This window comes from Streptomyces sp. LUP30 (assembly GCF_001746365.1).
Classification (GTDB): domain Bacteria; phylum Actinomycetota; class Actinomycetes; order Streptomycetales; family Streptomycetaceae; genus Streptomyces.
Genome location: NZ_MJAJ01000015.1, coordinates 1 through 24,379, shown reverse-complemented (window position 1 = coordinate 24,379; position 24,379 = coordinate 1). Strand labels below are relative to the sequence as shown.

Annotated in this window: 21 protein-coding genes and 1 pseudogene; 11 read left to right on the top strand and 11 right to left on the bottom strand. The window is 73.1% G+C overall.

The features are described 5' to 3' along the window. Positions 1 to 21: 21 nt before the first annotated feature. Complete coding sequence (gene thpR, locus BG482_RS14800) at positions 22 to 594, bottom strand: RNA 2',3'-cyclic phosphodiesterase (protein WP_069769477.1); 573 nt, start codon at positions 592 to 594, stop codon at positions 22 to 24. 51 nt (positions 595 to 645) lie between these two features. On the opposite strand from thpR, the gene BG482_RS14795 reads away from it, so the two are divergent. Beyond that, complete coding sequence (locus BG482_RS14795; protein ID WP_069769572.1) at positions 646 to 1,206, top strand: GNAT family N-acetyltransferase; 561 nt, start codon at positions 646 to 648, stop codon at positions 1,204 to 1,206. A gap of 12 nt (positions 1,207 to 1,218) precedes the next feature. On the opposite strand, the gene BG482_RS14790 is transcribed toward BG482_RS14795, so the two are convergent. Together BG482_RS14790 and BG482_RS14785 are read right to left on the bottom strand one after the other, a co-directional pair. Then, complete coding sequence (locus BG482_RS14790) at positions 1,219 to 2,577, bottom strand: MFS transporter (RefSeq protein WP_107450565.1); 1,359 nt, start codon at positions 2,575 to 2,577, stop codon at positions 1,219 to 1,221. A 24-nt stretch (positions 2,578 to 2,601) separates the two neighbouring features. Continuing rightward, entirely contained in the window at positions 2,602 to 3,039 is a 438-nt protein-coding gene (locus BG482_RS14785; protein ID WP_069769475.1) for a MarR family winged helix-turn-helix transcriptional regulator, read from the bottom strand. Positions 3,040 to 3,189: 150 nt separating this feature from the next. On the opposite strand from BG482_RS14785, the gene BG482_RS14780 reads away from it, so the two are divergent. After that, positions 3,190 to 3,372 (top strand): ribbon-helix-helix protein, CopG family, encoded by a 183-nt coding sequence (locus tag BG482_RS14780; protein ID WP_069769474.1) that lies wholly within the window; start codon positions 3,190 to 3,192, stop codon positions 3,370 to 3,372. A 45-nt stretch (positions 3,373 to 3,417) separates the two neighbouring features. Here the strand turns inward: BG482_RS14780 and BG482_RS14775 are convergent, their stop codons facing one another. Then, a complete protein-coding gene (locus BG482_RS14775; protein WP_069769473.1) occupies positions 3,418 to 4,869 on the bottom strand; it encodes an NCS2 family permease in 1,452 nt (483 codons plus the stop codon). A gap of 116 nt (positions 4,870 to 4,985) precedes the next feature. On the opposite strand from BG482_RS14775, the gene BG482_RS14770 reads away from it, so the two are divergent. Further along, positions 4,986 to 5,255 carry a DUF2530 domain-containing protein gene (locus BG482_RS14770; protein WP_069769472.1) on the top strand — a complete coding sequence of 90 codons (270 nt, stop codon included), beginning with the start codon at positions 4,986 to 4,988 and terminating at the stop codon, positions 5,253 to 5,255. A gap of 129 nt (positions 5,256 to 5,384) precedes the next feature. Beyond that, the gene (locus BG482_RS14765) at positions 5,385 to 7,763 is read left to right on the top strand and encodes an HAD-IC family P-type ATPase (protein ID WP_069769471.1); all 2,379 of its coding nucleotides are present in this window, start codon (positions 5,385 to 5,387) and stop codon (positions 7,761 to 7,763) included. Between the two features lie 31 nt (positions 7,764 to 7,794). On the opposite strand, the gene BG482_RS14760 is transcribed toward BG482_RS14765, so the two are convergent. Beyond that, a complete protein-coding gene (locus tag BG482_RS14760) occupies positions 7,795 to 8,607 on the bottom strand; it encodes a hypothetical protein (RefSeq protein ID WP_069769470.1) in 813 nt (270 codons plus the stop codon). 187 nt (positions 8,608 to 8,794) lie between these two features. Here BG482_RS14760 and BG482_RS14755 point away from each other — a divergent pair, with 187 nt between their 5' ends. Further along, complete coding sequence (locus tag BG482_RS14755; RefSeq protein WP_069769469.1) at positions 8,795 to 10,210, top strand: M1 family metallopeptidase; 1,416 nt, start codon at positions 8,795 to 8,797, stop codon at positions 10,208 to 10,210. A 6-nt stretch (positions 10,211 to 10,216) separates the two neighbouring features. On the opposite strand, the gene BG482_RS14750 is transcribed toward BG482_RS14755, so the two are convergent. The 3 genes from BG482_RS14750 to BG482_RS14740 form a co-directional block, all read right to left on the bottom strand. Then, positions 10,217 to 11,143: a hypothetical protein gene (locus BG482_RS14750; protein ID WP_069769468.1), complete on the bottom strand. Its 927-nt coding sequence runs from the start codon at positions 11,141 to 11,143 to the stop codon at positions 10,217 to 10,219. A gap of 375 nt (positions 11,144 to 11,518) precedes the next feature. Further along, a complete protein-coding gene (locus tag BG482_RS14745; RefSeq protein WP_069769467.1) occupies positions 11,519 to 14,719 on the bottom strand; it encodes a sacsin N-terminal ATP-binding-like domain-containing protein in 3,201 nt (1,066 codons plus the stop codon). Between the two features lie 142 nt (positions 14,720 to 14,861). Beyond that, complete coding sequence (locus BG482_RS14740) at positions 14,862 to 15,824, bottom strand: DUF3027 domain-containing protein (RefSeq protein WP_069769466.1); 963 nt, start codon at positions 15,822 to 15,824, stop codon at positions 14,862 to 14,864. Positions 15,825 to 16,447: 623 nt separating this feature from the next. Between BG482_RS14740 and BG482_RS14735 the strand changes: the two genes are divergently transcribed. The 4 genes from BG482_RS14735 to BG482_RS14720 all read left to right on the top strand — a co-directional run bounded on the left by BG482_RS14735 (position 16,448) and on the right by BG482_RS14720 (position 20,021). Further along, entirely contained in the window at positions 16,448 to 17,881 is a 1,434-nt protein-coding gene (locus BG482_RS14735; RefSeq protein ID WP_176741384.1) for an MFS transporter, read from the top strand. Between the two features lie 61 nt (positions 17,882 to 17,942). Continuing rightward, the gene (locus BG482_RS14730; protein WP_176741383.1) at positions 17,943 to 18,455 is read left to right on the top strand and encodes a DUF2771 domain-containing protein; all 513 of its coding nucleotides are present in this window, start codon (positions 17,943 to 17,945) and stop codon (positions 18,453 to 18,455) included. A gap of 23 nt (positions 18,456 to 18,478) precedes the next feature. Then, complete coding sequence (locus tag BG482_RS14725) at positions 18,479 to 19,180, top strand: futalosine hydrolase (protein ID WP_256096374.1); 702 nt, start codon at positions 18,479 to 18,481, stop codon at positions 19,178 to 19,180. Continuing rightward, positions 19,167 to 20,021: a 1,4-dihydroxy-6-naphthoate synthase gene (locus BG482_RS14720; RefSeq protein ID WP_069769464.1), complete on the top strand. Its 855-nt coding sequence runs from the start codon at positions 19,167 to 19,169 to the stop codon at positions 20,019 to 20,021. The genes BG482_RS14725 and BG482_RS14720 overlap by 14 nt, the downstream gene beginning before the upstream one ends. A 30-nt stretch (positions 20,022 to 20,051) precedes the next feature. Here BG482_RS14720 and BG482_RS45805 read toward each other — a convergent pair whose 3' ends face one another. Further along, positions 20,052 to 20,435 carry a cold-shock protein gene (locus BG482_RS45805; protein WP_069769463.1) on the bottom strand — a complete coding sequence of 128 codons (384 nt, stop codon included), beginning with the start codon at positions 20,433 to 20,435 and terminating at the stop codon, positions 20,052 to 20,054. 185 nt (positions 20,436 to 20,620) lie between these two features. Here BG482_RS45805 and BG482_RS14710 point away from each other — a divergent pair, with 185 nt between their 5' ends. Further along, entirely contained in the window at positions 20,621 to 20,878 is a 258-nt protein-coding gene (locus tag BG482_RS14710; RefSeq protein ID WP_069769462.1) for a hypothetical protein, read from the top strand. Here BG482_RS14710 and BG482_RS14705 read toward each other — a convergent pair. After that, the gene (locus tag BG482_RS14705) at positions 20,866 to 21,483 is read right to left on the bottom strand and encodes an HAD family hydrolase (protein ID WP_069769461.1); all 618 of its coding nucleotides are present in this window, start codon (positions 21,481 to 21,483) and stop codon (positions 20,866 to 20,868) included. The two genes, BG482_RS14710 and BG482_RS14705, sit on opposite strands and share 13 nt — an antisense overlap. 70 nt (positions 21,484 to 21,553) lie before the next feature. After that, complete coding sequence (locus BG482_RS14700) at positions 21,554 to 22,570, bottom strand: hypothetical protein (protein WP_069769460.1); 1,017 nt, start codon at positions 22,568 to 22,570, stop codon at positions 21,554 to 21,556. A 165-nt stretch (positions 22,571 to 22,735) separates the two neighbouring features. Between BG482_RS14700 and BG482_RS14695 the strand changes: the two are divergent. Further along, positions 22,736 to 24,379 (top strand): annotated as a pseudogene (locus BG482_RS14695) (DNA-binding protein); the annotation flags it as partial.

Genomic DNA, 24,379 nt, shown 5'->3' with positions numbered 1-24,379 from the left:
CTTCGGGTCCACGCGTCGAGACTAACCGGCCCCGCCGAGCGCCCAGCGCCCGACCGGCTCGTAACGGGGCTGCTCGCCCGGCGCCCCCGAGGCCGGGAGACGGCTGCGCACCAGCACCAGCTCCCCCACCGTCCAGGCACGGCCCTCGAAGGCCTCCAGCGCCTCGAGGTACGGCCGCACCTCCACGGCGTCGCGGCTGCGGGCCAGTGTCAGGTGCGCCTTGTAGCGGCGGTGCTCGCCCATCTCCACGCCCGCCTTCCGGCCCGCCGCCTCCGCCCGGTCGGCCAGCAGCCGCAGCGCCGGGACGTCTCCGGCGGCCCCGGCCCACAGCGCCCGGCCGTGCCCGAACTGTCCGCCGCCGCGCACCGCCAGCGGGAAGGGCGCACCCCGGTGCGCGGCCCGCTCCAGCCGCGCCGACAGCTCCGGGAGGAGGACGTCGTCGACCTCGCCGTAGAAGGCGAGGGTGAAGTGCCAGCCGGACCGGGCCGTCCAGCGCAGCGCGTCCGCGCCCGGCAGTGCGCGCAACACGGCTGTCCGGGCGGCGAGTTCGTCGGCGATGTCGTCCGGGGGGAGCACGGCGGCGAAGAGTCTCATGGCGCCGATTTTCCCGGCCGGAGCGGGCGCACGCGCGCCATGATGGACGTCATGCGGATCACGATCAGAGATGGCGGACCGGCGGACATTCCCGTGATGCTCGGCATGCTCGACAGCAGCGTCGAGTGGCTGGTCTCACAGGGGCGCACCCGGCAGTGGGGCACGGCCCCCCTGTCCAAGCAGACCAGGACGGTGGAATCGGTCACCCGGTACATGACCGAGGGCGACGTGTTCCTCGCCGAGGCCGACGGCGTGCCGGCCGCCGCTCTCACCCTCACCGACTCCCCCGGCGCCTATCTGGCCCACCTCCCACCGCCCGGCGAGCCCGAACGGTACATCCACTGGCTCGCCTCCGACCGCCGTTTCAAGGGCCACGGTCTCGGCAGCGCCCTGCTGGCCCACGCGGCCGAGGCGACCCGGCAGGCGGGCGTCGATCTGCTCCGCGTGGACTGCTACGCCGGCGACGACCGCAGACTCGTCGCCTACTACGAGGCCAACGGCTTCACCCCGACGCAGACGTACACCGTCGGGGAGCACGCGTGGCCCGGCCAGGTGCTGGCCCGGAGGGTGCGGCTCCCCGCACCCTCCGCAGGTCGACGTCCCGCAGGGTGACGTCCCGCAGGGTCAGGCGACGGGGGCGAGCTCCCGGTCCTCGCGCGGGACGAACCGCACGCGCGGGTGGCCGTGGTGCCAGCCGACCGACAGACGCAGGTTGCCCATGCGGGCCAGGACCAGGCCGACGGTGACGGCCGCGGCGGCCGAGATCGCACCGCCCGACGCCAGTCCGGCCCGGACGCCGTACGCGTCGGTGACCCAGCCGGCGATCGGCGCGCCGATCGGGGCGCCGCCCATGAACACCATCATGTAGAGGGCCATCACCCGGCCCCGCATGGCGGGGTCGGTGCTCAGCTGGACGCTGCTGTTGGCGGTGACGTTGACCGTCATGCCGAACATGCCGATCGGGGCCATGAGCAGGGCGAACAGCCACAGGGAGGGGGCGGTGGAGGCCACGATCTCCATCGCGCCGAAGGCCACCGCCCCCGCGACCAGCACCCGCATCCGGGCCGTGCCGCGCCGGGCCGCGAGCAGGGCGCCCGCCAGGGAGCCCACCGCCATCAGCGTGTTGAAGAGGCTGTAGGAGCCGGCGCCCGCGTGGAACACGTCGTCGGCGAAGGCCGAGAGGTAGACGGGGAAGTTGAACCCGAAGGTGCTGACGAACCCGACCAGCACGATCGTCCAGATCAGGTCGGGACGGCCGGCGACGTACTGGAGGCCCTCCCGCAGCTGCCCCCTGCCGCGCGGGGCGCGCTCGACGACGTGCAGCTCGCGCGAGCGCATCAGCAGCAGACCGGCGAGGGGGGCGACGAAGGACAGGCCGTTGAAGAGGAACGCCCAGCCGGTCCCGACGCCGGTGATCATCACGCCGGCCACGGCGGGGCCGATCAGCCGGGCCGACTGGAAGTTCGCCGAGTTGAGGCTGACCGCGTTCTGGAGCTGGTCGGGGCCGACCATCTCGGAGACGAACGTCTGCCGCGCCGGGTTGTCCAGGACGGTCGCGAGGCCCACGGCGAAGGCGGCGACGTAGACGTGCCAGACCTGGACCTGGCCGGAGAGGCTGAGGACGGCGAGCGCGATGCCGGTGAGGGCCATCGCCGACTGGGTGAACAGCAGCGTACGGCGCTTGGGGAGACGGTCGACGAGGACGCCGCCGTAGAGGCCGAAGAGGAGCATCGGCAGGAACTGCAGCGCCGTCGTGACGCCGACGGCGGTGGCGGAGCCGGTGAGGCTGAGCACGAGCCAGTCCTGCGCGATGCGCTGCATCCAGGTGCCGATGTTCGAGACGACCTGGCCCATGAAGAAGAGGCGGTAGTTCCTGACCCGCAGGGAGGCGAACATCGAGGACCTGCGGGCGGGTGGGGGAGCGGGCGGGGTGTCGTGGATGGCCGGTGCGGGTGCGGAGTCTGCTCCGGGTCCCGTACTCAACAGGTTCGCCTCCTCGGGGACGGTCTACAGGTGTGCGAGCTTCTCCAGCACGGGGGCGGCGGCGCGCAGTTTCGCCCACTCGTCCTCGTCGAGGCCGTCGACCAGGGCGGCCAGGAAGGCGTTCCGCTTGGCGCGGCTCTCCGCGAGCATGGCCTCGGCCTGCTCGGTCTTGGTGACGACCTTCTGGCGGCGGTCCTCGTGGTGCGGCTCCAGCCGGACCAGACCCTTGGCCTCCAGCAGCGCGACGATGCGTGTCATCGAGGGGGGCTGCACGTGCTCCTTGCGGGCGAGCTCGCCGGGTGTGGCGCTGCCGCAGAGGGAGAGGGTGCCGAGCACCGACATCTCGGTCGGGCTCAGCGACTCGTCGACCCGCTGGTGCTTGAGCCGGCGGGACAGCCGCATCACGGCTGAGCGAAGGGAGTTCACGGCGGCAGCGTCGTCGCCATGGGTGAGGTCAGACATCTCTTTAGGGTAACTCATTACTCTGGCTAAACAAGCTGGGACGCGCCGGGATTCCCGTGACTCTGGCCACGAAACCCGGCCATCACTCGAACGGGTGAGTCGGCAGCGGAAAGCGGCCGGACTGCGCTACACGCCCGCGACCCTCGTCTCATGGGGACCAGTGTGCTCAGCCTGCGGATAGACGGGGAGCTGCTCGAACGGCTCCGGCAGCATGCCGCCAAAAGGGGGATGAGCGTCCAGGACTATGTCGTCCAGACGCTCATCCGCGATGACTTCGACGAACGGTTCAAGACCGCGGTCGACGAGACCGGGAAGTTCTACGGGCTCACCTGAGCCCGTCCGCCGCTCCCGGGATCCGGCTCGGGTGAAAGCCCGGGCTCAGGTGAGGCCGAGGGCCGGCATCAGGTAGTAGAAGACGAACACGGCGGAGACCACGTACATCGGCGCCGGGACCTCCCGGCCGCGGCCGGCCGCGAGGCGCAGCAGGACGAAGGCGATGAAGCCCATCCCGATGCCGTTGGTGATCGAGTAGGTGAACGGCATCATCACCATGGTGATGAAGGCCGGGATGGCGATGGTGGGGTCGGCCCAGTCGATCTCCCGGACCGAGCCGGAGAGGATCAGGAAGCCCACCGCGAGCAGCGCCGGGGTGGCGGCCTGGGACGGGACCATCGTGGCCACGGGGGTCAGGAACAGCGCCACGGCGAACAATCCGCCGGTGACGAGGTTCGCGAAGCCGGTGCGGGCGCCCTCGCCGACGCCGGCCGTGGACTCCACGAACGCGGTGGTGGCGGAGGAGGAGCTGGCGCCGCCCGCGGCGACCGCGAGGCCGTCGACGAAGAGGACCTTGTTGATGCCGGGCATCTCACCCTTGGCGTTGGTCAGCTTGGCCTCGTCGCTGACGCCCATGATCGTGCCCATCGCGTCGAAGAAGCACGACAGCAGCACCGTGAAGACGAACAGGACGCCGGTCAGCACGCCGACCTTGCCGAAGCCGCCGAACAGGCTGACCTGGCCGATGAGACCGAAGTCGGGGGAGGCGACGGGGTTGCCGGGCCACTCGGGGGTGGTCAGGCCCCAGGAGGGAACGGTGGCGACGGCATTGATGATCAGCGCCAGGGCGGTCATCGCGACGATCGAGATCAGGATCGCGCCGGGCACCTTGCGGGTGATCAGCGCCAGCGTGAGCAGCGCGCCCAGGATGAAGACGAGGACCGGCCAGCCGTTCAGGTGACCGTCGGCGCCGAGCTGGAGCGGGACGGTGGTGTGGGCGGCGTCCGGGATGCGGCTGACGAAGCCGGAGTCGACGAGCCCGATCAGCATGATGAACAGGCCGATGCCGATGCTGATCGCCTTGCGCAGGCCGAAGGGGACCGCGTTCATCACGCGCTCACGCAGACCGGTGGCGACCAGGAGCATGACCACGAGACCCGCGAGCACCACCATGCCCATGGCGTCCGGCCAGGACATCCGGGGCGCGAGCTGGAGCGCGACCACGGAGTTCACGCCGAGGCCGGCGGCCAGCGCGATGGGCACGTTGCCGATCACGCCCATGAGGAGCGTGGTGAAGGCCGCCGTCACGCAGGTAGCGGTGACCAGCTGCCCGTTGTCCAGCTGATGCCCGTACATGTCCTTCGCGCTGCCGAGGATGATCGGGTTCAGCACGATGATGTACGCCATCGCGAAGAAGGTGGCGAAGCCGCCGCGGATCTCCCTGGACAGAGTGCTGCCCCGCTCGGAGATCTTGAAGTAACGATCGAGGGCGCCGTGGGCGGACCTGGCTCCCGGCTCGTCAGGGGCGGGGGTCTTGGCGGGGGCCGAGGTGGGCATGTTTTGGCGGTTCCTACGAAGAGAAGTGGTCAACATCAAACCGTTTCAGTATGAACATATAACGCGAGGATCGGCCATCTCCGCGCGTAGACGTGACCACCTCGTAAGCTGTCCCCATGGCGAAGTGGACACCCCAGCACGAGGCGCCGGAGCCCTTGGAGGGTCCCGTCGTCGCCACCATCATCGGCGGCACGATCCTCTGGTTCGTCCTCTTCCTCGTCCAGCTCCCCTTCTACGGCTGGTTCGACGACCGCGGCCGGGCCTGGTGGGTGTGGACCTGCCTCGCGGGCGCCGGCCTCGGCCTGATCGGCATCTGGTACGTCCGCAGGCGCGACGCGGCGATCAAGCGGGCGGCGGCGCCCGGGGCGACGGCGGCCGCGGAGTGAGCGCCCCGCCGGCCGGCGGGGCAGCCGTACGACCGTCGTAGCATCCCCCTCCCCTGCTCGTCCTCCCCAGGTCGGATCTTCGGGGGCTTCAGGGGGTGAAGCCCCAAAACCGCACGTACCGTCGATTCCATGCCCCACACCGACGTCCCCGCCCTCGCACCGACGGCGAGCGGTCTGACCGCCGCCGAGGTCGCGGACCGCGTCGCGCGCGGCCAGGTCAACGACGTCCCCGCGCGCAGCAGCCGTTCCGTGGGCGAGATCGTCCGGGCGAACGTCTTCACCCGGTTCAACGCGATCATCGGCGTCCTGTGGCTGGTCATGCTCGCCGTCGCCCCCATCCAGGACAGTCTGTTCGGCTTCGTGATCCTCGCCAACACCGGTATCGGCATCGTCCAGGAGTGGCGGGCCAAACAGACCCTGGACTCCCTCGCGGTCGTCGGCGAGGCCCGCCCCACCGTCCGGCGCGACGGCACCGCGGTCCAGGTCTCCACGTCCGAGCTCGTCCTGGACGACCTCATCGTGATCGGGCCCGGCGACAAGATCGCCGTGGACGGGACGTGCGTCGAGGCCGACGGGCTGGAGATCGACGAGTCGCTGCTGACCGGCGAGGCGGACCCCGTCGTCAAACGGGCGGGCGACCGGGTCATGTCGGGCAGCTTCGTCGTGGCGGGCGGAGGCGCCTTCCGGGCGACCAAGGTCGGCCGTGAGGCCTACGCCGCCCAGCTCGCCGAGGAGGCCTCCCGCTTCACGCTCGTCCACTCCGAGCTGCGCTCCGGCATCTCGACGATCCTCAAGTACGTCACGTGGATGATGGTCCCGGCGGCGATCGGCCTCGTCGTCACGCAGCTGTTCGTGAAGAACAACGGCTTCCGGGACTCGATCGCGCGCACGATCGGCGGCATCGTCCCGATGGTGCCCGAGGGGCTCGTCCTGCTCACCTCCGTCGCCTTCGCGATCGGCGTCGTCCGGCTCGGCCGCAAGCAGTGCCTGGTGCAGGAACTCCCGGCCATCGAGGGTCTCGCCCGCGTCGACACCGTCTGTCTGGACAAGACCGGCACCCTCACCGAGGGCGGCATGGACGTCACCGGGCTGCACGCCCTCGACGGCGCCGACGAGGGCTACGTACGGCAGGTGCTCGGGGCGCTCGGGGAGTCCGACCCGCGGCCGAACGCCTCCCTCCAGGCCGTCATCGACGCCTTTCCGCACGCCGACGGCTGGCGCTGCACCGAGTCCCTGCCGTTCTCCTCGGCCCGCAAGTACAGCGGCGCCGCCTTCAACGAGAGCGACGGCGAAAGCGACGGCGGGAGCAGCACCTGGCTGCTCGGGGCGCCCGACGTGCTCCTGGACGACGACGATCCCGCCCTCGGCGAGACCGAGCGGCTCAACGAGCAGGGGCTGCGTGTGCTGCTGCTGGCCCGCGCCGCACGCGACCTGGGCGATCCGGAGCCCGCGCGCGGAGCCCGCCCCGTCGCCCTGGTGGTGCTCGAACAGCGGCTGCGGCCCGACGCGGGCGACACACTGCGCTACTTCGCCGAGCAGAACGTGCAGGCCAAGGTCGTCTCCGGCGACAACGCGGTGTCGGTGGGGGCGGTGGCGGCCAAGCTCGGGCTGGAGGGCGCCGCCGTGGACGCCCGCGGACTGCCCGCGGACCAGGACGGCATGGGGCGGGCGCTGGACGAGGGCACGGTGTTCGGCCGGGTCACCCCGCAGCAGAAGCGGGACATGGTGGGGGCGCTGCAGTCCCGCGGGCGCACCGTCGCGATGACCGGGGACGGCGTCAACGACGTCCTCGCGCTGAAGGACGCGGACATCGGGGTCGCGATGGGGTCGGGCTCCGAGGCCACCCGGGCGGTCGCGCAGATCGTACTGCTGGACAACAGCTTCGCGACCCTGCCGTCGGTGGTCGCGGAGGGCCGGCGGGTCATCGGCAACATCACCCGGGTGGCGACCCTCTTCCTGGTGAAGACGGTCTACTCGGTGCTGCTGGCCCTGCTGGTGGTGTGCTGGCAGGTCGAGTACCCGTTCCTGCCGAGGCATCTGACGATGCTGTCCACGCTCACGATCGGCATTCCGGCCTTCTTCCTCGCCCTCGCCCCCAACACCGAGCGGGCCCGCCCGCACTTCGTGCGACGGGTGATGCGGTACTCGGTCCCCGGCGGGGTGATCGCGGGCGTCGCGACCTTCGTGACCTATCTGCTCGCCCGCCACCACTACACCGGCGACGGCTCGCTGGAGGCCGAGACGAGCGCGGCCACGCTCACGCTGTTCCTGGCGTCGATGTGGGTACTGGCGATCATCGCCCGCCCCTACACCTGGTGGCGGGTGCTGCTGGTGGCCTCGATGGGCGTGGCGTTCCTGCTGGTGCTGGCGGTCCCGTCACTGCAGCACTTCTTCGCGCTGAAGCTGGTCGGATTGACGATGCCGTGGATCGCGGTGGGCGTGGCGGCAGTGGCGGCGATCGCCCTGGAGTTCTCCTGGCGCTGGGTCGACCGCCGCTTCCCGGACTGACGCGGCCGGTCGAACCGGCCGCGGACGCAGGCTACTTGACGTCGACGAAGTCTCCCACGGCACTGACCGCCGGGGTGGTGGAGGTGCCCGCGAAGACGAAGCGGTAGTAACCGTCCACCGAAGCCGTCACGGTGGTCTTCAGACCGCCGGTGGTGCTGGTCTTGACGGTCTTGACGGTGCTGTAGACGCTGCTGCCCTTCTTGCGGAACTGCAGCTTCACCGACTGGGCCGAGTAACCGGCGTACTTGTCGGTGTCCCAGTTGGCGCGGGTCAGCGCACCCGTGACGGTGAGCGTCCTGCCCTTCTTCACCGGCTCGGGGGCGGCGTTGGCCGTCAGCTTCGCCTGGCGCTGCACGCTGATCGCGCCCAGGTCGCTCTGCCACATGAAGTCGCCGAGGCCGGTGGCGTTCCTCGGGACGGCGAGGGCGCCGACCTTCCAGGCGCCTGCCTGGCTGTTGGCGAGGCCTTCGTACTCGTCGGAGCCGATGGGCCGGAACTGGAGCTTGGCGGTGCAGTGCAGGACCGTCGTGGAGACGGCGGAGCACACGCCCGGGTCGTCGCCGCCGATGATGTCGGCCTGCGCACTGAGCTTGCTGCCGCGGTAGAGAAGCGGACCGGTGTCGATGGAGGCCGCGTTGAGGCCGGCGGGCTTGGTCACGGTGTAGGTCGCGTTGACGGTGACCTTGGCCGTGGGGCCGACCACGACCGGCTTGCCCGTGTTGATCTTCACTTGGGAGAAGGTCACGGCGGGCGCCGCGGCCGGAGCGGCCTGTGCGGCCGGAACGGCGAGGGCGGAGAGAGCGACGGCGCCGGTGGCGGCGACGACGAGAGCGCGTATGCGCATGTGCGTTCCCCAGATGGAGAGGAGTGATCTCGGAGTCTGTTGACTCATGGGGTGAGATCGACGGCGGATCCGGTGAGTTGTACGGGAGAAGGTAAAGAAAGATCCTTTCCCTCGGCGGTTCCGGCCTCGACCCGAGTGCCGGCCAAGTCGGTTGTTTTTTCGGGGACTTGTGGCAGCATCGGCTGGCATGTCGCCGTCAGCCGTGTGGCCGCCCGTGCCTCGTCGCCGTCGCCTGTCCGTCGTGCTGCTCGTGGTGCTGGCTGCGCTCTGCGCCGGGGTGGGTGACGCCGACGCGGCATCCCGGCCGGCGACCTCCGTCGCGGCGGGGTCCAGGGCCGCGGCGACGCCCGATCGCGCCCGCTACGACGTGACTCTGCGCTCGGACGCCGACGGCGGGCACTGGGCCGGACGGCAGCGGGTGTCGTTCCGCAACGCCTCCGCCGAACCTCTGCGTGAGGTGTACCTGCGGCTCTGGGGCAACGGCGAGGACGCGTGCGGCACGCCCGGTGGGCCGCCCTCCCCCGTCGCCGTGTCGCACGTCGTCGGCGGCACACCGGGGCCCCTGACCGTGGACTGCACGGCCCTGCGCATCGTGCTGCCCGAGCCGCTCGCGCGCGGCGAGCGGACGTCCGTCGCCTTCGACGTCTCCCTCACCGTGCCCGACCGCAACGCCCGCTTCGGCCGTGAGGGTGCGTCCCGGTTCCTCGGCAACGCGCTGCCGGTCCTCGCCGTGCACGACGCGAAGGGGTGGCACCTCGACCCCTACGTGGCGCTCGGTGAGAGCTTCTACGCCCTGGCGAGCGACTTCCGGGTCCGCCTGGACCACCCGTCGGCCCTGAAGGTGCCCGCGACCGGCCGCACCCGGACCCTGCCCGGCGACGCCGGCCGCACCGTCACGCTCAGCGTCGCCGACCGGGTGCGGGACTTCGCGTGGGCCGCGGGCCCGTTCCGCTCGGCAACACGGACCACGCCCGGGGGCGTGCTCGTCCGTTCGTACTGGGCGCCCGACACCCCCGCCGCGGGCGTGCGGCTGACCCGCACGGACGCCGTCGCCGCGATCGACCGGTTCGGCCGGGAGTTCGGCCGCTATCCGTACGGCGAGCTCGACGTAGTGATGACCCCGGAGTTCGGCGGCGGCATGGAATACCCCGGCCTCGTCCTCATCGGCACCACCGAGGAAGGCGGCGCCGTCGTCCACGAGGTGGCGCACCAGTGGTGGTACGGGATCGTCGGCAACGACGAGTACTCCTCACCGTGGCTGGACGAGAGCTTCGCCCAGTACGCCAACTTCCGTTTCCAGGGCTGGGACACGCGTGACTGCTGGTCGGACGTCTACTGGCCCGACGACAGCGCCGCGCTGACCGCCTCGATGGCCTACTGGTCGCAGCAGCGCGGTCAGTACCACCTCGTCTACACGGCCGGACCCTGCGCCCTCGCGGACCTGGAACGCACCCTCGGCGCCGACGCGATGGCCCGTCTGCTCAAGGAGTACGCCCGCGACCACTGGTACGGCGTCTCCACCACCGAGGACTTCGTACGAGCCGCCCAGTCCATGACGGACGTCGACCTCGGCCCCTTCTGGGCAGCCCACCGCATCCGGTGACGCGGGCTACTTGACGTCGACGAAGTCTCCCACGGCACTGACCGCCGGGGTGGTGGAGGTGCCCGCGAAGACGAAGCGGTAGTAACCGTCCACCGAAGCCGTCACGGTGGTCTTCAGACCGCCGGTGGTGCCGGTCTTGACGGTCTTGACGGTGCTGTAGACGCTGCTGCCCTTCTTGCGGAACTGCAGCTTCACCGACTGGGCCGAGTAACCGGCGTACTTGTCGGTGTCCCAGTTGGCGCGGGTCAGCGCACCCGTGACGGTGAGGGTCCTGCCCTTCTTCACCGGCTCGGGGGCGGCGTTGGCCGTCAGCCGCGCGGAGCGCTGGAGCTTGACGGTGGCCAGGGCGTCGCCCTCGGCGTATCCGACCTTGGTCCAGTCGACGTCGTCGGACCTCGGGTCGACGTCGTTCCAGTCGATGACGTAGCCGGCCGCCTTCCAGACCGTGGCGTCGACGTTGTCCAGCTCGCCGGACGGGGAGATGTCGACGGTGCCCGTGCAGGAGGCGACCGTGGCGGAGGCGGTGCTGCAGGTCGGCCGGAAATCGCCGATCAGGACGTGGTCCGGGTGGGCGAACGACGCACCGCGGTAGAGGACCAGGTCCAGCTCGACGTCCTCCGCGGTGAGGTCGACGCCCGCACCGTGCGTGACCTTGAAGGTGACCGGGACGGTGACCTTGGCACCGGTGCCGGCCACGATCGCCCGGCCCTTGTTGATTCTGACGCTGCCGAACCTGGCGTCCAGCCGGTACGGGGCGCCGGCGGCGGAACCCGCACCGCTGAGGGCGCTCCTGCCCGAGGCGGCCGCGTGCAGGGCCTTCAGGGTGTCGACGGGGTGGTGCGAGCGGCTTCCCGCCGCCTGCGCGGCCGGCACGGCGAGGGCGGACAGAGCCATGGCACCGCTGACGGCGACCACGGTGGCGCGTGTGCGCATGCATTCCCCCTGAGGAAAGGGGCCCGGTCGGTCGCCGCTCGCACGGCCCGCACCACATCCGGGGCCCAAGTGATCGTGGGAGTCTTTTGACTCGCTTACTCAGAGGGCCGACGAGGAGGAACGGTTGTGCGAGGCGACGAGGTTTCCTGACGGAGCGTCCGTCGGCGGATCCACGACGCCTGCACCGGGCGGGGCGGTGACACCATCGCCGAGTACAAGGCCGAATGGACCAGGCACAACATCATCGACTTCGGGTTCCAGGAGACGTTCGCGCACATCCTGGAGTAGCGAAGACACCGTGACGTAGGGGAAAGGGCCGTCGCACCGGTATTCGCCGGTGGGACGGCCCTTTCGGGTCCGTCGGCTCCGTCCGTCTCAGTCGAACCAGCGGTCCCGGGCCAGTTCCGCCGTGCGGGACGGGTCCTCCAGGAGGGCGGCGACCTCGAAGCGGCGGGGCCACTGGCGGGCCGCCCAGGCGAGGCCGGCCGCGACGCCCTCCAGGGTGGCCGCGTGCAGGACGCCGTCGGCGGTCAGACGCCAGTCGATCTCCACGCCGTCGACGACGAGTTCCTCGTGTTCGACGTAGGTGGCGGGCGTGCGCGGGCCGAGCAGCGTGCGCACCGACTCCGGGACGTCGTGTTCGGCGCCCTCGGAGTCCACCCCGCCGGTCACGGACTCGCTCAGCCGCCGCACCTGGAACAGCTCGGCGAGTTCGGCCGCCCGGGAGGGGCGTACCGGGAGCAGCGGGACGCCCTGGGTGAAGGGGAGCAGGTCGGGAGAGTCGACGACCACCGCGTCTGCGGCGTCCACGACCTCGACGTGTCCGTCGACGACGGCCCGCAGTTCGTCCGGCAGGGTCACCTGCTCGGGGTCCAGTTCGGCCAATGCCCCGTACAGGCCGTGCAGCTGAGCGGGGCCGACGGAACGCTCCGGGTCGGCGAGGCGGTCCAGCAGTTCCGCCGCGCCGCCGGGCTCGTCGAGCAGGGCCGCCACCGAGGTCCGCACGCCGAGGGCGCGCAGCACCTGCTCGTCGTCGAAGCCGGTGGCGTCGGCCTCGTCGTACAGGCCGTGCAGCAGCGGGTCGCCGCCGGCCGCGAGGAGGCCGGCCGGCCGGCGGCCGTCGAGGACCGGGTTCCCGCGCAGCCACCAGGCGGTGTAGGGCCGTACGACCTCGTGGGTGCCGTCGGGCAGGAGGACGCGGACGGGCTGGGTGAGGGCGTCGCGCAGCGGGGGCCGGGCGAGCATCGCGAGGGCCTGCGGCCAGCGGTCCTCGTCCACGAGGTCGAGGTCGCGGACGGCGACCAGCTCGGTGGCGACCGGAGGCACGGGGCTGTCGGGGAAGCGGTCGAGGACGTCCTCGCACCACACGTCCACGGCGTCCAGCAGTCCCGCGTCGTCCGGCTCGGCGAAGTCGCCCTCGCGCGGCTCCAGTTCGTCCGGATCGAGGACGACGTCCGTGGCCCGCACCAGCGCGAAGTCGGCGAGCACTCCGCAGGCGGCGAGCGGCTGTTCGCCCCACTTCTGCGCGAACTCGACGTCGACGGAGGCGAGTTCGTTCTCGCGGATGACGGAGGCGAAAGGGCTGCCCGGCAGGACCAGTTCACCGGCGGGGACGAGTTCGCCGTCCTCGTCCGGCAGGGCGAGGGCGCCCAGCCAGGGCTCGTCGCCGGGCTCCAGACCCGCGTCGCGGACCAGCGCGAGCACGGTGTCGGCGAGCTCCTCGGCGTCCAGCGCACCCTGGTCGTCCCAGGCGCCGCCGTCGTCGTCCAGGGAGGCCGCGACGGCGGCCCGCACCTGCGGGGTGGTCAGGATCGCGCGCGGGGTGGCGGGCAGGGCCCCGAGCTTCTCCAGCAGGGGGTGCGCGGCGTCCGGGTGGACGACCTTGAGACCGAGCCGGGCGAGGACGTCCGGGTCGAGGACGGCCGCGTCCGGGGTGGGCAGCAGCACCTGACGCGGGCCGACGGCGGTCCGGCGACCCCCGGCGCCGAACCCCTGCGAGGCGCCTCCGGCCAGGGGCACCGGCAGCCCGGTCAGCCGGTCCGGGTCGACTCCGGCCAGGCTGTCGTAGAGCCGGTACCACCACTGCGGGTCCTTCTCCAGACCGGCCAGCCGGTCGACGACGTCCGCGAGCGGGATCCGGGTCACGCCCAGCGTGCGCAGCTCGACGCGCCGCTCCAGTCCGGCGGGCAGCAGCGTGGGCAGCACCTCCGCCAGCACCCGCACCGTGTCCGCGCCGGCGCCCTCGACGACCTCGGCGTCACGCGGGCGGAGCGCTTCGGGGAGCCCGACCGCGACCGCGTCCTCACCCTCGCCCCCGCCCTCGGCCTCCTCCTCCGGCACGGGCGGGACGGCGGGCGGCAGGAAGGCGGTGCGCGGCAGCAGCTCCAGGACGGCCCGGCGCAGCGCCCCGTCCAGCTCCCCCTTGCCCAGCGGTCCGGGCACCAGGTCGATGATCCCGGCGCCCACCGGCCGCCAGGCGGCGAGGAGTTCGGCGTACACGTCCGCGGCGCGGCGCACCAGGTGGTCGGTCAGCGGGCCGGGGGCCGCGTGGCGGCGGGTGGTGTCGAGCGGGAAGGAGGCGATGAGCAGGGCGGGGACGCCGAGCGGCTCGTCGCTGGGGGTGGGTGCGTGGACGACGGGCGTGGTGCGCGGCCGGACGGGAGCGCCGTCCTCGTCGACGGGCACGGCCCAGGTGACCGACCAGTGGGGTCGCAGCCGCTCCTCGACGGGGCGGTCGGCGAGCAGTTCCGGGGCGAGGTCGCCGTGGGCGGAGGCGGTCCGCCAGCGGGTCGTGCCCTGCTCGGTGTCCGAGACGACGGTGTGGACGCCGTCGACGGAGCGCCGCAGGGTGCGGGCGGCGCCGTCGCCGATCTCGATCACGACCTCCTCCAGTCCCGGCAGGGCGAGGAGGAGGGCGTCGTCGACCGCGGCGAGGAGGCGTTCGGCGAGGTCGGCGGCGGCGGTGTCGCGCAGCGGGAGGATGACGGCGGTGTCGTAGGGGTCGGGAGCGGTGCCCTGGGCGGCGAACGGGAGCCGCAGCAGGGGCACATGGCCGTCGCGCCGCCGGACCTCGTCCCCGAGGCCGGGGCTGTGCCGGGCGGTCTCGGAGGCGAGCGCGCGCGCCTCGGCCAGGTCCCAGCGGACACCGCCGTGGCGGCCGACGACGGCCGGTTCGTCGGTGACGGCGAGCACGGCGGCGAACCCGACGCCGAACCGGCCGACGGCGACGCCCGACTGCCGTGCCTCACGCTTGGCGGAGGCACGGAGCGTCGCCAGGGACTCCACGCCGGCCGCGTCCAGCGGTGCGCCGGTGTTCGCCGCGACCAGGACGCCGTCCCGGAGGGTGAGCCGCAGCCGTCCCGGCACTCCGCCCCTGGCGGCCGCGTCGGCGGCGTTCTGCGCGAGCTCGACGACGAGCCGGTCCCGGTAGCCGCCGAGGACGAGGTCCTCCTCGGCGTTGGCGTCCTCCCGGAAACGGGCCGGGCTGGTGGCCCAGGCGTCCAGGACCCCGCGGCGCAGGCGCGCCGTGCCGAAGGGATCCGCGCCCTCGGGCGCCGGCCGCACGAACTTGCTCACGTTGGCTCTCCTCGTCGACGGGAGTCGACGGTACCGCGAGATGTTCTTCGCCCCCGCCGCCCCTGCCCTCCCCGAACCCCCCGGAGGGGGTCGTTCCACCCCTCGTCGACGTGCGCCTCGGAGGGGCCGGGAGTCACGGGAGTCAGGAGTGTCCGAGTTCCGCCGCGTCCTCGTCGGAGACGACCGGCACCGAGCCCGAGTCCGCTGCCGGACGCAGCGGGAACGGGTCGACCCGGGTCTCGTCGATCACCGGCGGGGCGGGCCGCGGCGGTGTGGGCATCACGGCCGCCTCCGAGTGGCCGCCGCAGCCGTAGGCCAGGGAGACCACCCGGCCGTCGGCCGGGGAGAACTCGTTGGCGCAGACACCGAAGGCCTGGCCCAGCGAGCCCCCGATGGGAGTGAGGAAACCACAGCTCACACAGGAGGCGGGGGCCGCCTGCGCCATGGGCGTCTTGGCGCCGAAGCCCTCTTCCCAGCGGTCGGCGGCGGTGTGCAGGCCGTAGCGGGACAGGACCCGGGCCCGGCGCAGGCCCAGTTCCTCCGCGACGGCCGCGATCGTGCCGCGGCGCGGGGCCGCGGGGAGGGCCACCGGCGGGACCGCCGTCACCTCCGCGTCCTCGGCCTCCACCAGCTCGGCCATCTCCTCGGAGAGGGGCGAGTTCGGTGTCGGCTCGTCCGCGTCGAAGTACCCCGGCTGCAGGCGCGGGTCGTCCTCGCCGGTGTAGCCCGGCTCCAGGCGCAGATCCTCCGCGTCCGTGGGCAGCAGGTCGCCCGGGCCCATGTCCCCGGGGCGCAGCCGCTCGCTCCACGGGACCCACTCCGGGGCCAGCACCGCGTCCGGGCCCGGCAGCAGCACCACCTCGTCCAGGGTGACGATCTTGGCGCGCGAGGCCCGCGCCACCGTCGCCGCCCAGCGCCAGCCCCGGTAGCCCGGTTCCTTGCACTCGAAGTAGTGGGTGACCACACGGTCGCCCTCGGAGACGACGCCCGCGTGCTCGCCTACCACGCCGGGGGCGGCCGCCTCCTCGGCTGCGGCGCGGGCGAGGTCGACGGCCTCGGCGCACAGGCGGTCGGGGGTGCGGCTTCGCGTGGTCGCTGCGCTCACAGGTATCGCTTCTCTCCTACGCCGTCTCTCGGTGCGCCTGCCTGAAGGCGGCGGGTGCGGACGGAGCGGACCACTGGACCGCGTCGACGTCCGCGCCCGATCGCGCTCGGGCGCACCTGCTGTCATCCATTCTGCGGGATGTCCGGGAGGCGCGCGGCCGAGAACGATCGCCACGGCGCGCTACGCACGCTACCTGCTCCCGGACGCTCGGCCTACACCGACGGGACGTTTCCCACCCTTCGAAAAGCCCCGGACCCCTCCCGGACCCCTCCCGGCCCCCTCTTCCGGCCGTCCCGGAGCGGCCTCCCCGCCGCCCTGCCACCGCCTTACTACCGCGGCGCCACCGCCTTCCCACAGCCCTCCCACGCCCTTCACACGCCCTTCTCGCGGCCTCCCCACAGCCTCTCCACGCCCTTCCGCCACCGTCCCCACCGCATTTCCGACCACCCCCGGCCGCCCTCCCTCCCCGCGCCGCTCCCGCGCCCCCCGGCCGCACCGCCGTCTCCGGGTCGCGGCACAATCGCATCGCAACCGTTGCCGGAACGGTCCCACGCGCCGACGATCACACGGCCATACGCGCGGTAACCGCACTATGCACGGCGTTTCCGGGGCACTATGACGGGGTGGCAGCCGCAAGGACACCCCAGGGCGCCACCGGGACCGGTGCGACGAAGGGGAACAAGGGGAGGAGCCAGGTGAGCGGTTCGGGCCGGATGAGCGGGTCCGTCCGCGCGGTCGGCCGCGCCCTGAACCTGCCGTTCACCGGCGCCGCCCGCGGCATCAGAAAGGTCACGCACGCGCACGGAGCCGGCGAGTCCGGCCTCGGCAAGCTGATCGAGCTGCACGCCGTGAACGGGGCCGGCGACGTCATGATCACCGTCGCGCTCGCCTCCACGGTCTTCTTCTCCGTGCCCACCGACGAGGCCCGCGGCCGCGTCGCGCTCTACCTCGCCATCACCATGGCCCCCTTCACCGTCCTCGCCCCCGTGATCGGCCCCCTGCTCGACCGGCTCCCGCACGGCCGTCGCGCGGCCATGGCGGGAGCGATGCTCGCCCGCGCCCTGCTCGCGCTGGTGCTGTCCGGGGCCGTCGCCACCGGCAGCATCGAGCTGTATCCGGCCGCGCTGGGCGTACTGGTCTCCTCCAAGGCCTACGGAGTCGTCAGAAGCGCCGTCGTGCCCCGACTGCTGCCCCCGGGGTTCTCCCTGGTCAAGGCCAACTCGCGGGTCACCCTCGGCGGCCTGCTCGCCACCGGCGTCGCCGCGCCCGTCGGCGCCGGGCTGCAGGCCCTCGGCCCGCGCTACCCGCTCTACGGCGCCTTCCTGATCTTCGTGGCCGGGACCTTCCTGTCCTTCTCCCTGCCCCGCAAGGTCGACTCCGCCAAGGGCGAGGACGTCGCCCTCCTCGCCGCCGACGAACAGCACCTGCACGGCCCCCACCGCCATCCCGTCAAACGCCCCGGCCTGCGCACGGTCGGCATCGCCGTCACCCACGCCCTGGGCGCCAACGCGGCGCTGCGCTGGCTGTCCGGGTTCCTGACCTTCTTCCTCGCGTTCCTGCTGCGCGAGCACCCGCTCACCGGGCAGAGCGCGGCCGTGTCGCTGGGCATGGTCGCCGTCTCGGCGGGCGTCGGCAACGCGCTCGGGACGGCGGTCGGGGCATGGCTGCGCTCCAAGGCCCCCGAGCTGATCATCGTCGCGGTCGTCGCCGTCGTGCTGGGGGCGGTGCTCGTGGCCGCCGTGTTCTTCGGCGCGTTCCTGGTGGCCTGTCTGGCGGCCGTCGCCGGGTTCTCGCAGGCCCTCGCCAAGCTGTCCCTGGACGCGCTGATCCAGCGGGACGTGCCGGAACTCGTGCGCACCTCGGCGTTCGCCCGCTCCGAGACGCTGCTCCAGGTGTGCTGGGTGTTCGGCGGCGCGGTCGGCATCGTCATGCCGCTCAACGGCTCGCTGGGCCTGTCGGTGGCCGCCGCCGTGGTCGCGCTGGGCTGGCTGGCCACCGTCCGCGGGCTGCTCTCCTCGGTGCGGCACGGGAGCGGTGCGAAGGCCCGCGTGGCGTAACACACAGCCGCGCCGCCCCCCGCGTAAAGAGACCACCCGACGTGCCCGATAGCCTTCCGCCATGACCACGATGCCCCGCGGCGGAGCCGCTGATGTCCTCGGCGTGGTGCGACGCCGCCGTGCCGTCGCCGCCGCCGGCGCCGTTTGTGCCGGACTGCTCGTCCTGTCGGCCTGCGACAAGCCGACCCCCCTGTCCACGATCACCGTCGGCCGCGACTCGGTCAGCTCCGAGGCCACCTGCGGTGGCGAGGGGAAGGCCCTGCAGGCCGCGGCCCTGACCCAGTGCCTCGGAGACAAGGACATCAAGTCCATCAGCGTCGACCCGGACGAGACCGTCCGCATCGGCGTCGACCCCGACGTGGCCGACAAGCGCTGGACCATCCTGATGAACGGTCAGCCGCTCACCGAGGACAGCGACAAGACCTACCGGACGATCCCGGGCAGCGTGTTCTTCAACGCGCAGTACGGCGCCCAGGGCAACTCCACGCTCGTCACCATCAAGGCGGGCGACGGCAAGAAGAAGAGCCAGGCGGCGACCGGCCTGTGGTCCTTCAAGCTCAAGAAGGACGACTGACCACGTCCCGCCCACGCGTCCTCGTGGCCACCGCCGTCCCCGCCGAGCGGGACGCGGTGGCACGGGCATGGCCCGGGCAGCCGGCGCCGCGGCCCCTGCTGCCCGATGCGACGCTGCACCGCGCCGGCGAGGCGTGCGACCTGCTCGCCGCGGGCGTCGGCCCCGCCCTGGCCGCCGCCCGCGTCTCCGCCGCCCTCACCGCCGCCGCGCTGCGGGGCGAGCCCTACGGCCTCGTCGTCTCGGCCGGCATCGCCGGCGGTTTCGCGCCCGCCGCGCCCGTCGGCTCGCTGGTCGTCGCCGACGAGATCACCGCGGCCGACCTGGGCGCCGAGACCGCCGACGGCTTCCTGCCGGTGACCGAGCTGGGCTTCGGCGCCGTCACCCACCGTCCGCCCGAATCCCTCGTACGGGAGACCGCGGCCGCCACCGGCGCCCGTTCCGGCGTCGTCCTGACCGTGTCGACGGTCACCGGCACCGCCGCCCGGGCCGCCGCCCTGCGCGCCCGCCACCCGAGGGCGCTGGCCGAGGCGATGGAGGGCTTCGGCGTGGCCGAGGCGGCCGCCGCGCACGGCACGGCCGTACTGGAGATCCGCGCGGTCTCCAACCCCGTCGGCCCGCGCGACCGCGCCGCCTGGCGCATCGGCGAGGCGCTCGACGCGCTCACCGTGGCCTTCGGGAAGCTCGCACCCGTCCTGGAGAGTTGGAAGGCACATGACCACGACTGAGCCGGCGCTGCAGATCGCGTACTCCCCCTGCCCCAACGACACCTTCGTCTTCGACGCCCTCGCGCACGGCCGGGTGCCGGGCGCGCCCGCGCTCGACGTGACGTTCGCGGACATCGACCTCACCAACGGCATGGCCGAACGCGGCGAGTTCGACGTGCTGAAGGTGTCGTACGCCGTCCTGCCGTACGTCCTCGACGAGTACGCGCTGCTGCCCTGCGGGGGCGCGCTGGGCCGGGGCTGCGGGCCGCTGGTCCTCACCGGTGAGCCGGGGGCCGACCTCACCGGGCGCACGGTCGCCGTGCCGAGCGAGCGCTCCACGGCCTACCTGCTGTTCCGCCTGTGGGCCGCGGACACGGTCCCCGGCGGCGTCGGCGAGATCGTCGTCATGCCGTTCCACGAGATCATGCCGGCGGTGCGGGACGGCAAGGTCGACGCGGGGCTCGTCATCCACGAGGCGCGCTTCACCTACCGGAACTACGGACTGCACAAGCTCGCGGACATGGGCGAGCACTGGGAGTCCACGACCGGCCTGCCGATCCCGCTCGGCGCGATCATCGCCAAGCGCTCGCTGGGGGCGGCCGCGCTGACCCGGCTGGCCGACTCGATCCGCGCCTCCGTGCGGGCCGCCTGGGACGAGCCCGAGGTCTCCCGCCCGTACGTGATGGAACACGCCCAGGAGATGGACCCGTCCGTCGCCGACCAGCACATCGGCCTGTACGTCAACGAGTTCACGGCGGATCTGGGCGAGGACGGCCGGGCGGCGGTCCGCGGCCTGCTCACCCGCGCCGCGGCCGAGGGACTGCTGCCGCCCCTCGGCCCCGGTGCGCTCGACTTCCCGTGACCGGCCGCCGCCCGGTCGCCGACGCCCGCCTCAGACGTCCAGCTGGTCGGCGACCGCGCGCAGCAGTCCGGCGATCTTCTTGCCGGAGGTCTTCTCCGGGTAACGGCCCTTCTCCAGCATCGGGGTGATGTTCTCGAGGAGGGTGGTCAGGTCCTGGACGATGGAGGCCAGTTCGTCGGGCTTCCTGCGCTGTGCGGCGGCGACCGACGGGGTGGGGTCGAGGATGACGACGGAGAGCGCCTGGTCACCGCGCTGTCCGGCGACGACGCCGAACTCCACTCGCTGGCCCGGCTTCAGTGCCTCGACTCCGGCGGGGAGGACCGAGGAATGCACGAAGACGTCACCGCCGTCGTCGCGGGAGAGAAAGCCGAAGCCCTTCTCACTGTTGAACCACTTGACCTTGCCGGTAGGCACGTCTGTCCTCGTCCTCGTACTCGTCGGGAAACTGCGTCGGAAAGAGCTCTGAACCGCTGCGGAACGGCTCTTGATAGCACTTGGGCGGGTCGTCCACGACCCGCCGGTACCAAGGCTAATGGTCTTCGGGCCGGTGACAAGACGTCCCCCGGCTGTTCCTCAGGGCTGGGAACTACCCTGGTCGGGTGCGTGACAAAACCCAAACGAATTCCGCCGCCGCCGGTGACCGACTGATCCGTGCCGGGGCCGTCGTGTTCTTCGTCGGCGCCGTGGCCACACTCGTCACGGTGGCCCCGCTGCTGCTCGGCACGACGCCTTTTCCGACGTACATGTTCGGACTGTGCATGCTGATGGGCGTCGGCTTCCTGGTCGCCGCCGCGGGCGTCCTGCGGTCCGCCGCCGCGGGACGCCGTCAGGCTCGGGGCGGGGGTCAGCCCTCGTAGGCCGCGAACCACTGCGCGAACCGCGTCAGATCGTCGAGGACGACGTCCGCGCCGGCCTCGGTCAGCTCCGCCGCGCTGCACGGTCCGGTGGCCACCCCGACCGAGAACGCCCCGGCGGCACGGGCGCCGCGCACGTCCCCCACGTGATCGCCGACGTAGACGGACGCGCCGTGCTCGCGCAGGGCCTGCGCCTTCTGCGCCGCCCACAGGTCGCCGATCACCGCGTCGGGCCGCATGCCCAGGTGTTCCATGTGGAGCCTGGCGTTCGGCTCCCACTTCGCGGTGACGACGATCGCCCGTCCGCCGGCCGTCCGGACCGCGTCGACGGCCTCGTGGGCGCCGGGCATCGCGAGCGTGCCCGCGACGGCGAACTCCGGGTAGATCTCGCGGTAGAGATCGGCCATCGCCGGTATCTCGCTCGCCGGGAACCAGTGCGCCATCTCCTGCGCCAGCGGCGGCCCCAGCCGGGTCACCACCAGATCGGCGTCGACGTACCTCCCGGTCCGCGCCGACAGCTCCTGCCAGCAGGCACGGATGCCGGGGCGGGAGTCGATGAGGGTCATGTCGAGGTCGAAGCCGACGGTGCGGGCGGGAGTGACGGTCATGGCGCCATTGTCGCCGGTCGGGAGCGCGCGCCGGCCGGCGCCGCCGTCACCCGCGGCGCCGCGGGCGCCGTCACCTCTGCCGCTGTGAGCGCCAGACCAGGAACAGGGCCGACGTCACGGCCGCGCCCCGGATCACCCACGGCCAGGTCCCGGCGACCGCTTCGTTCATGTGTCCCTCGGCGATGGGCTCGCCCCAGCGCCCCTCGGAACGCCCCCACAGCCAGACGAGCCCGGCCGTGAGCGCGAGCCCCGGCAGCCACACGACCGCGAGCTTCGTCTCACGGTCGGTCAGCCGCCGCGAGGCGTAGGCGATCAGCCAGCCCAGGAGCAGCCCGTACCAGTTCCCGAGCACCGCGCCGACGACCAGGCAGCAGGCGGCGATCAGCAGGAGGGGGTTGCTCCAGCGCCGGGCCTGCGCGCCGGACGCCCTGACGAAGGGGAGCCGACGGCGCGGGCGGGCGGCGCCCTCGTCGTCGATCGTCTCGTCGCCGTCGGCGGCCTTCCGGGCGGCCTGCTCCTCGGCGGCCTTCCGCTCGGCGGCCTCCTTCTCGGGGTCCCGGCGGGGCGGGGGCTTGAGCAGGTCAGGGATCTCCACACCGCCGACGAAGCCGTGCACGTCCTCGCCGGGGCCGAACGGGGTCGGCTCGTGCAGCCACCAGTCGGGTGTCTCCCGGCTGTCGCCCAGCTCGTGCGCGGGGGCGCGGTGCGGCGGTGACGGCGCGTCGGAGGGGGCGGCGGGCGGTGCGCCGGTCCGGGGCCGGGGCACGACGCGCCGGATCCCCTTCGGCGGCCGCGCCGTCTCCTCGCGGTCGCGCTGCACGGGCACGGCGGGGGCCGGCGGCTGCGGCGCGCCGGCGCCGGTCCCGGCGGCGGCGGCGACGATGTCGTCGGGACTGCCGAGCCGGTCGATGATGCGGCGGACGGCGGCGGGAGAGTCGACGGCGGCCTTGGCCCGGCGCCGGTCGATCTCGTCGCGCAGCTCGGAGACGAGCCGCATCCGGGTGGCCGACGACAACTGCCGCTGCTGCGCGACGTCGCCGACGCGGCTCAGATACTCGTAGACGACTTGGTCGCTCTCGATCCCCACGGGAAGAAGCTACCGCTTCCGCCCGCGCCCGCCGGGTACTCGTCGCCGACGCGGGCCGCGACGTGCGGCCCGCCGGGGACCGGCGCGGGCGCGCGGGAGCTTCGAAGCTCGGCGGCGGGGCCGGGGGCGCGGCCACCGGGGGCGTCTACCGCTACCGTGGGCAAGATGAGCACCGCGGACCAACAGGCCCCCCGGTCCCTCGCGGAAGCGCTCCGCGCCCGGGACGACGCTTCCCTGGCCGCGCTGCTGCGCGCCCGCCCCGACCTCATCACGCCGGTCCCCACGGACCTCACCCAGCTCGCCACCCGGGCCGGCACCCGTGCCTCCGTGGTGCGTGCGCTGGAACGGCTCGACGCGTTCGCGCTGCAGACCGCGGAGGCGCTGGCCGTGGCCGGCGATCCGGCGACGTGGGACGAGCTGCTCGCTCTGATGGCGGGCGACGCGCGCGACCCGGCGGTCGCGGCCGCGCTTCCCGGTGCGTTGACGGCCCTGCGCGAACAGGCTCTGGTGTGGGGCGCGGACGACCGGCTGCGACTCGTGCGGACCGCCCGGGAGCTGCTCGCGCCGTCCCCGCAGCACCCGTCGCCGACGGGGCTCGGGCCGAGCGTGCGGGAGGCGACGGCGGGGATGTCGCCGGGCCGGATCCAGGAGTTCGTGGCGAACGCCGGACTGCCGTCCACGCACGACTCGGTGTCCGCCGTCTCCGCGCTCTCCTCGCTGTTCTCGCGTCGCCGGAAGATGGCCGCGTTGCTCGCCAAGGCGCCGGCCGGTTCCCTCGATGTGCTGGAGCGGCTGGTGTGGGGGCCGCCCTACGGTCAGGTCACGGCCGAACCGGCGGCTCATCTGCGGTGGCTGCTCGATCGCGGGCTGCTGCTGCCGACCGCGCCCGGGACGGTCGTCCTGCCGCGCGAGGTGGCCCTGCATCTGCGGGCGGGCCGTGCCCACCGGTCGCCCGAGCCGACGCCGCCCGCCGTTCAGCCGCTGGTGACGCATCGTCCCCAGGTGGTGGACGCGACGGCGGCCGGGCAGGCGTACACCGCGCTGACGACGGTCGAGGAGCTGCTGAAGGAGTGGGACGAGGGCGGTCCGGCGGTGCTGCGGGCCGGTGGGCTGAGCGTGCGCGACCTCAAGCGGACGGCCGTCGCGCTGGACGTGTCCGAGCCGGTGGCCGCGTTCTGGGTGGAGCTGGCGTACGCGGCGGGCCTGCTCGCCTCCGACGGTGAGGCGGACGAGCGGTACGCGGCGACCCCGGAGTACGACGACTGGCTGGAGCGGCCGCCGGCCGAGCGGTGGGCGCAGCTGGCGGAGGCCTGGCTGTCGGCGACCCGGACGTCGGGGGTGGTCGGCGGCCGGGATCTCAAGGAGCGGGCGCTGTCGGCACTGGGTCCCGGCCTGGACCGGTCGGCCGCGCCGGAGGTGCGGCGCCGGGTGCTGACGCTGCTGGCGGGGTTGCCGGAGGGGGCCGTGCCGGACGCGGAGGCGGTGCTGGCGCGGTTGCGCTGGGAGCGCCCGTTGCGCGGACCGCAACCGCAGGGCGCCGCGACCGCGCACGGTCCGCAGAGCTCCCCGACCGCCCCGGCCGCCCAGGGTGCTCACGGCCCCTACAACTCGCAGAGTCCCCACGGCGCTCACGGCGCTCATGGCTCCCGGGGGGACGACGATCTGCGGTCCCGGCTCGCCCGCTGGACGTTGACCGAGGCCGAACTGCTGGGCGTGACCGGCCGGGGCGCGTTGTCGGCGCACGGCCGGGCGCTGCTGGGGGCGGGCGCGGCGGCGGCCGCGAGGCCGGCCGCGGGTGACCCGGCGCCG

What these genes read in the sequence shown, in the direction of transcription:
- BG482_RS14770 (WP_069769472.1), top strand. Translation starts at nt 4,986, where the DNA reads ATGGCGAAGTGGACACCCCAGCACGAGGCGCCGGAGCCCTTGGAGGGT.
- BG482_RS14795 (WP_069769572.1), top strand. Translation starts at nt 646, where the DNA reads ATGCGGATCACGATCAGAGATGGCGGACCGGCGGACATTCCCGTGATG.
- BG482_RS14775 (WP_069769473.1), bottom strand. Translation starts at nt 4,869, where the DNA reads ATGCCCACCTCGGCCCCCGCCAAGACCCCCGCCCCTGACGAGCCGGGA.
- BG482_RS14760 (WP_069769470.1), bottom strand. Translation starts at nt 8,607, where the DNA reads ATGCGCATACGCGCTCTCGTCGTCGCCGCCACCGGCGCCGTCGCTCTC.
- BG482_RS14785 (WP_069769475.1), bottom strand. Translation starts at nt 3,039, where the DNA reads ATGTCTGACCTCACCCATGGCGACGACGCTGCCGCCGTGAACTCCCTT.
- BG482_RS14730 (WP_176741383.1), top strand. Translation starts at nt 17,943, where the DNA reads ATGACCACGATGCCCCGCGGCGGAGCCGCTGATGTCCTCGGCGTGGTG.
- thpR (WP_069769477.1), bottom strand. Translation starts at nt 594, where the DNA reads ATGAGACTCTTCGCCGCCGTGCTCCCCCCGGACGACATCGCCGACGAA.
- BG482_RS14755 (WP_069769469.1), top strand. Translation starts at nt 8,795, where the DNA reads ATGTCGCCGTCAGCCGTGTGGCCGCCCGTGCCTCGTCGCCGTCGCCTG.
- BG482_RS14750 (WP_069769468.1), bottom strand. Translation starts at nt 11,143, where the DNA reads ATGCGCACACGCGCCACCGTGGTCGCCGTCAGCGGTGCCATGGCTCTG.
- BG482_RS14720 (WP_069769464.1), top strand. Translation starts at nt 19,167, where the DNA reads ATGACCACGACTGAGCCGGCGCTGCAGATCGCGTACTCCCCCTGCCCC.
- BG482_RS14705 (WP_069769461.1), bottom strand. Translation starts at nt 21,483, where the DNA reads ATGACCGTCACTCCCGCCCGCACCGTCGGCTTCGACCTCGACATGACC.
- BG482_RS14780 (WP_069769474.1), top strand. Translation starts at nt 3,190, where the DNA reads ATGGGGACCAGTGTGCTCAGCCTGCGGATAGACGGGGAGCTGCTCGAA.
- BG482_RS14765 (WP_069769471.1), top strand. Translation starts at nt 5,385, where the DNA reads ATGCCCCACACCGACGTCCCCGCCCTCGCACCGACGGCGAGCGGTCTG.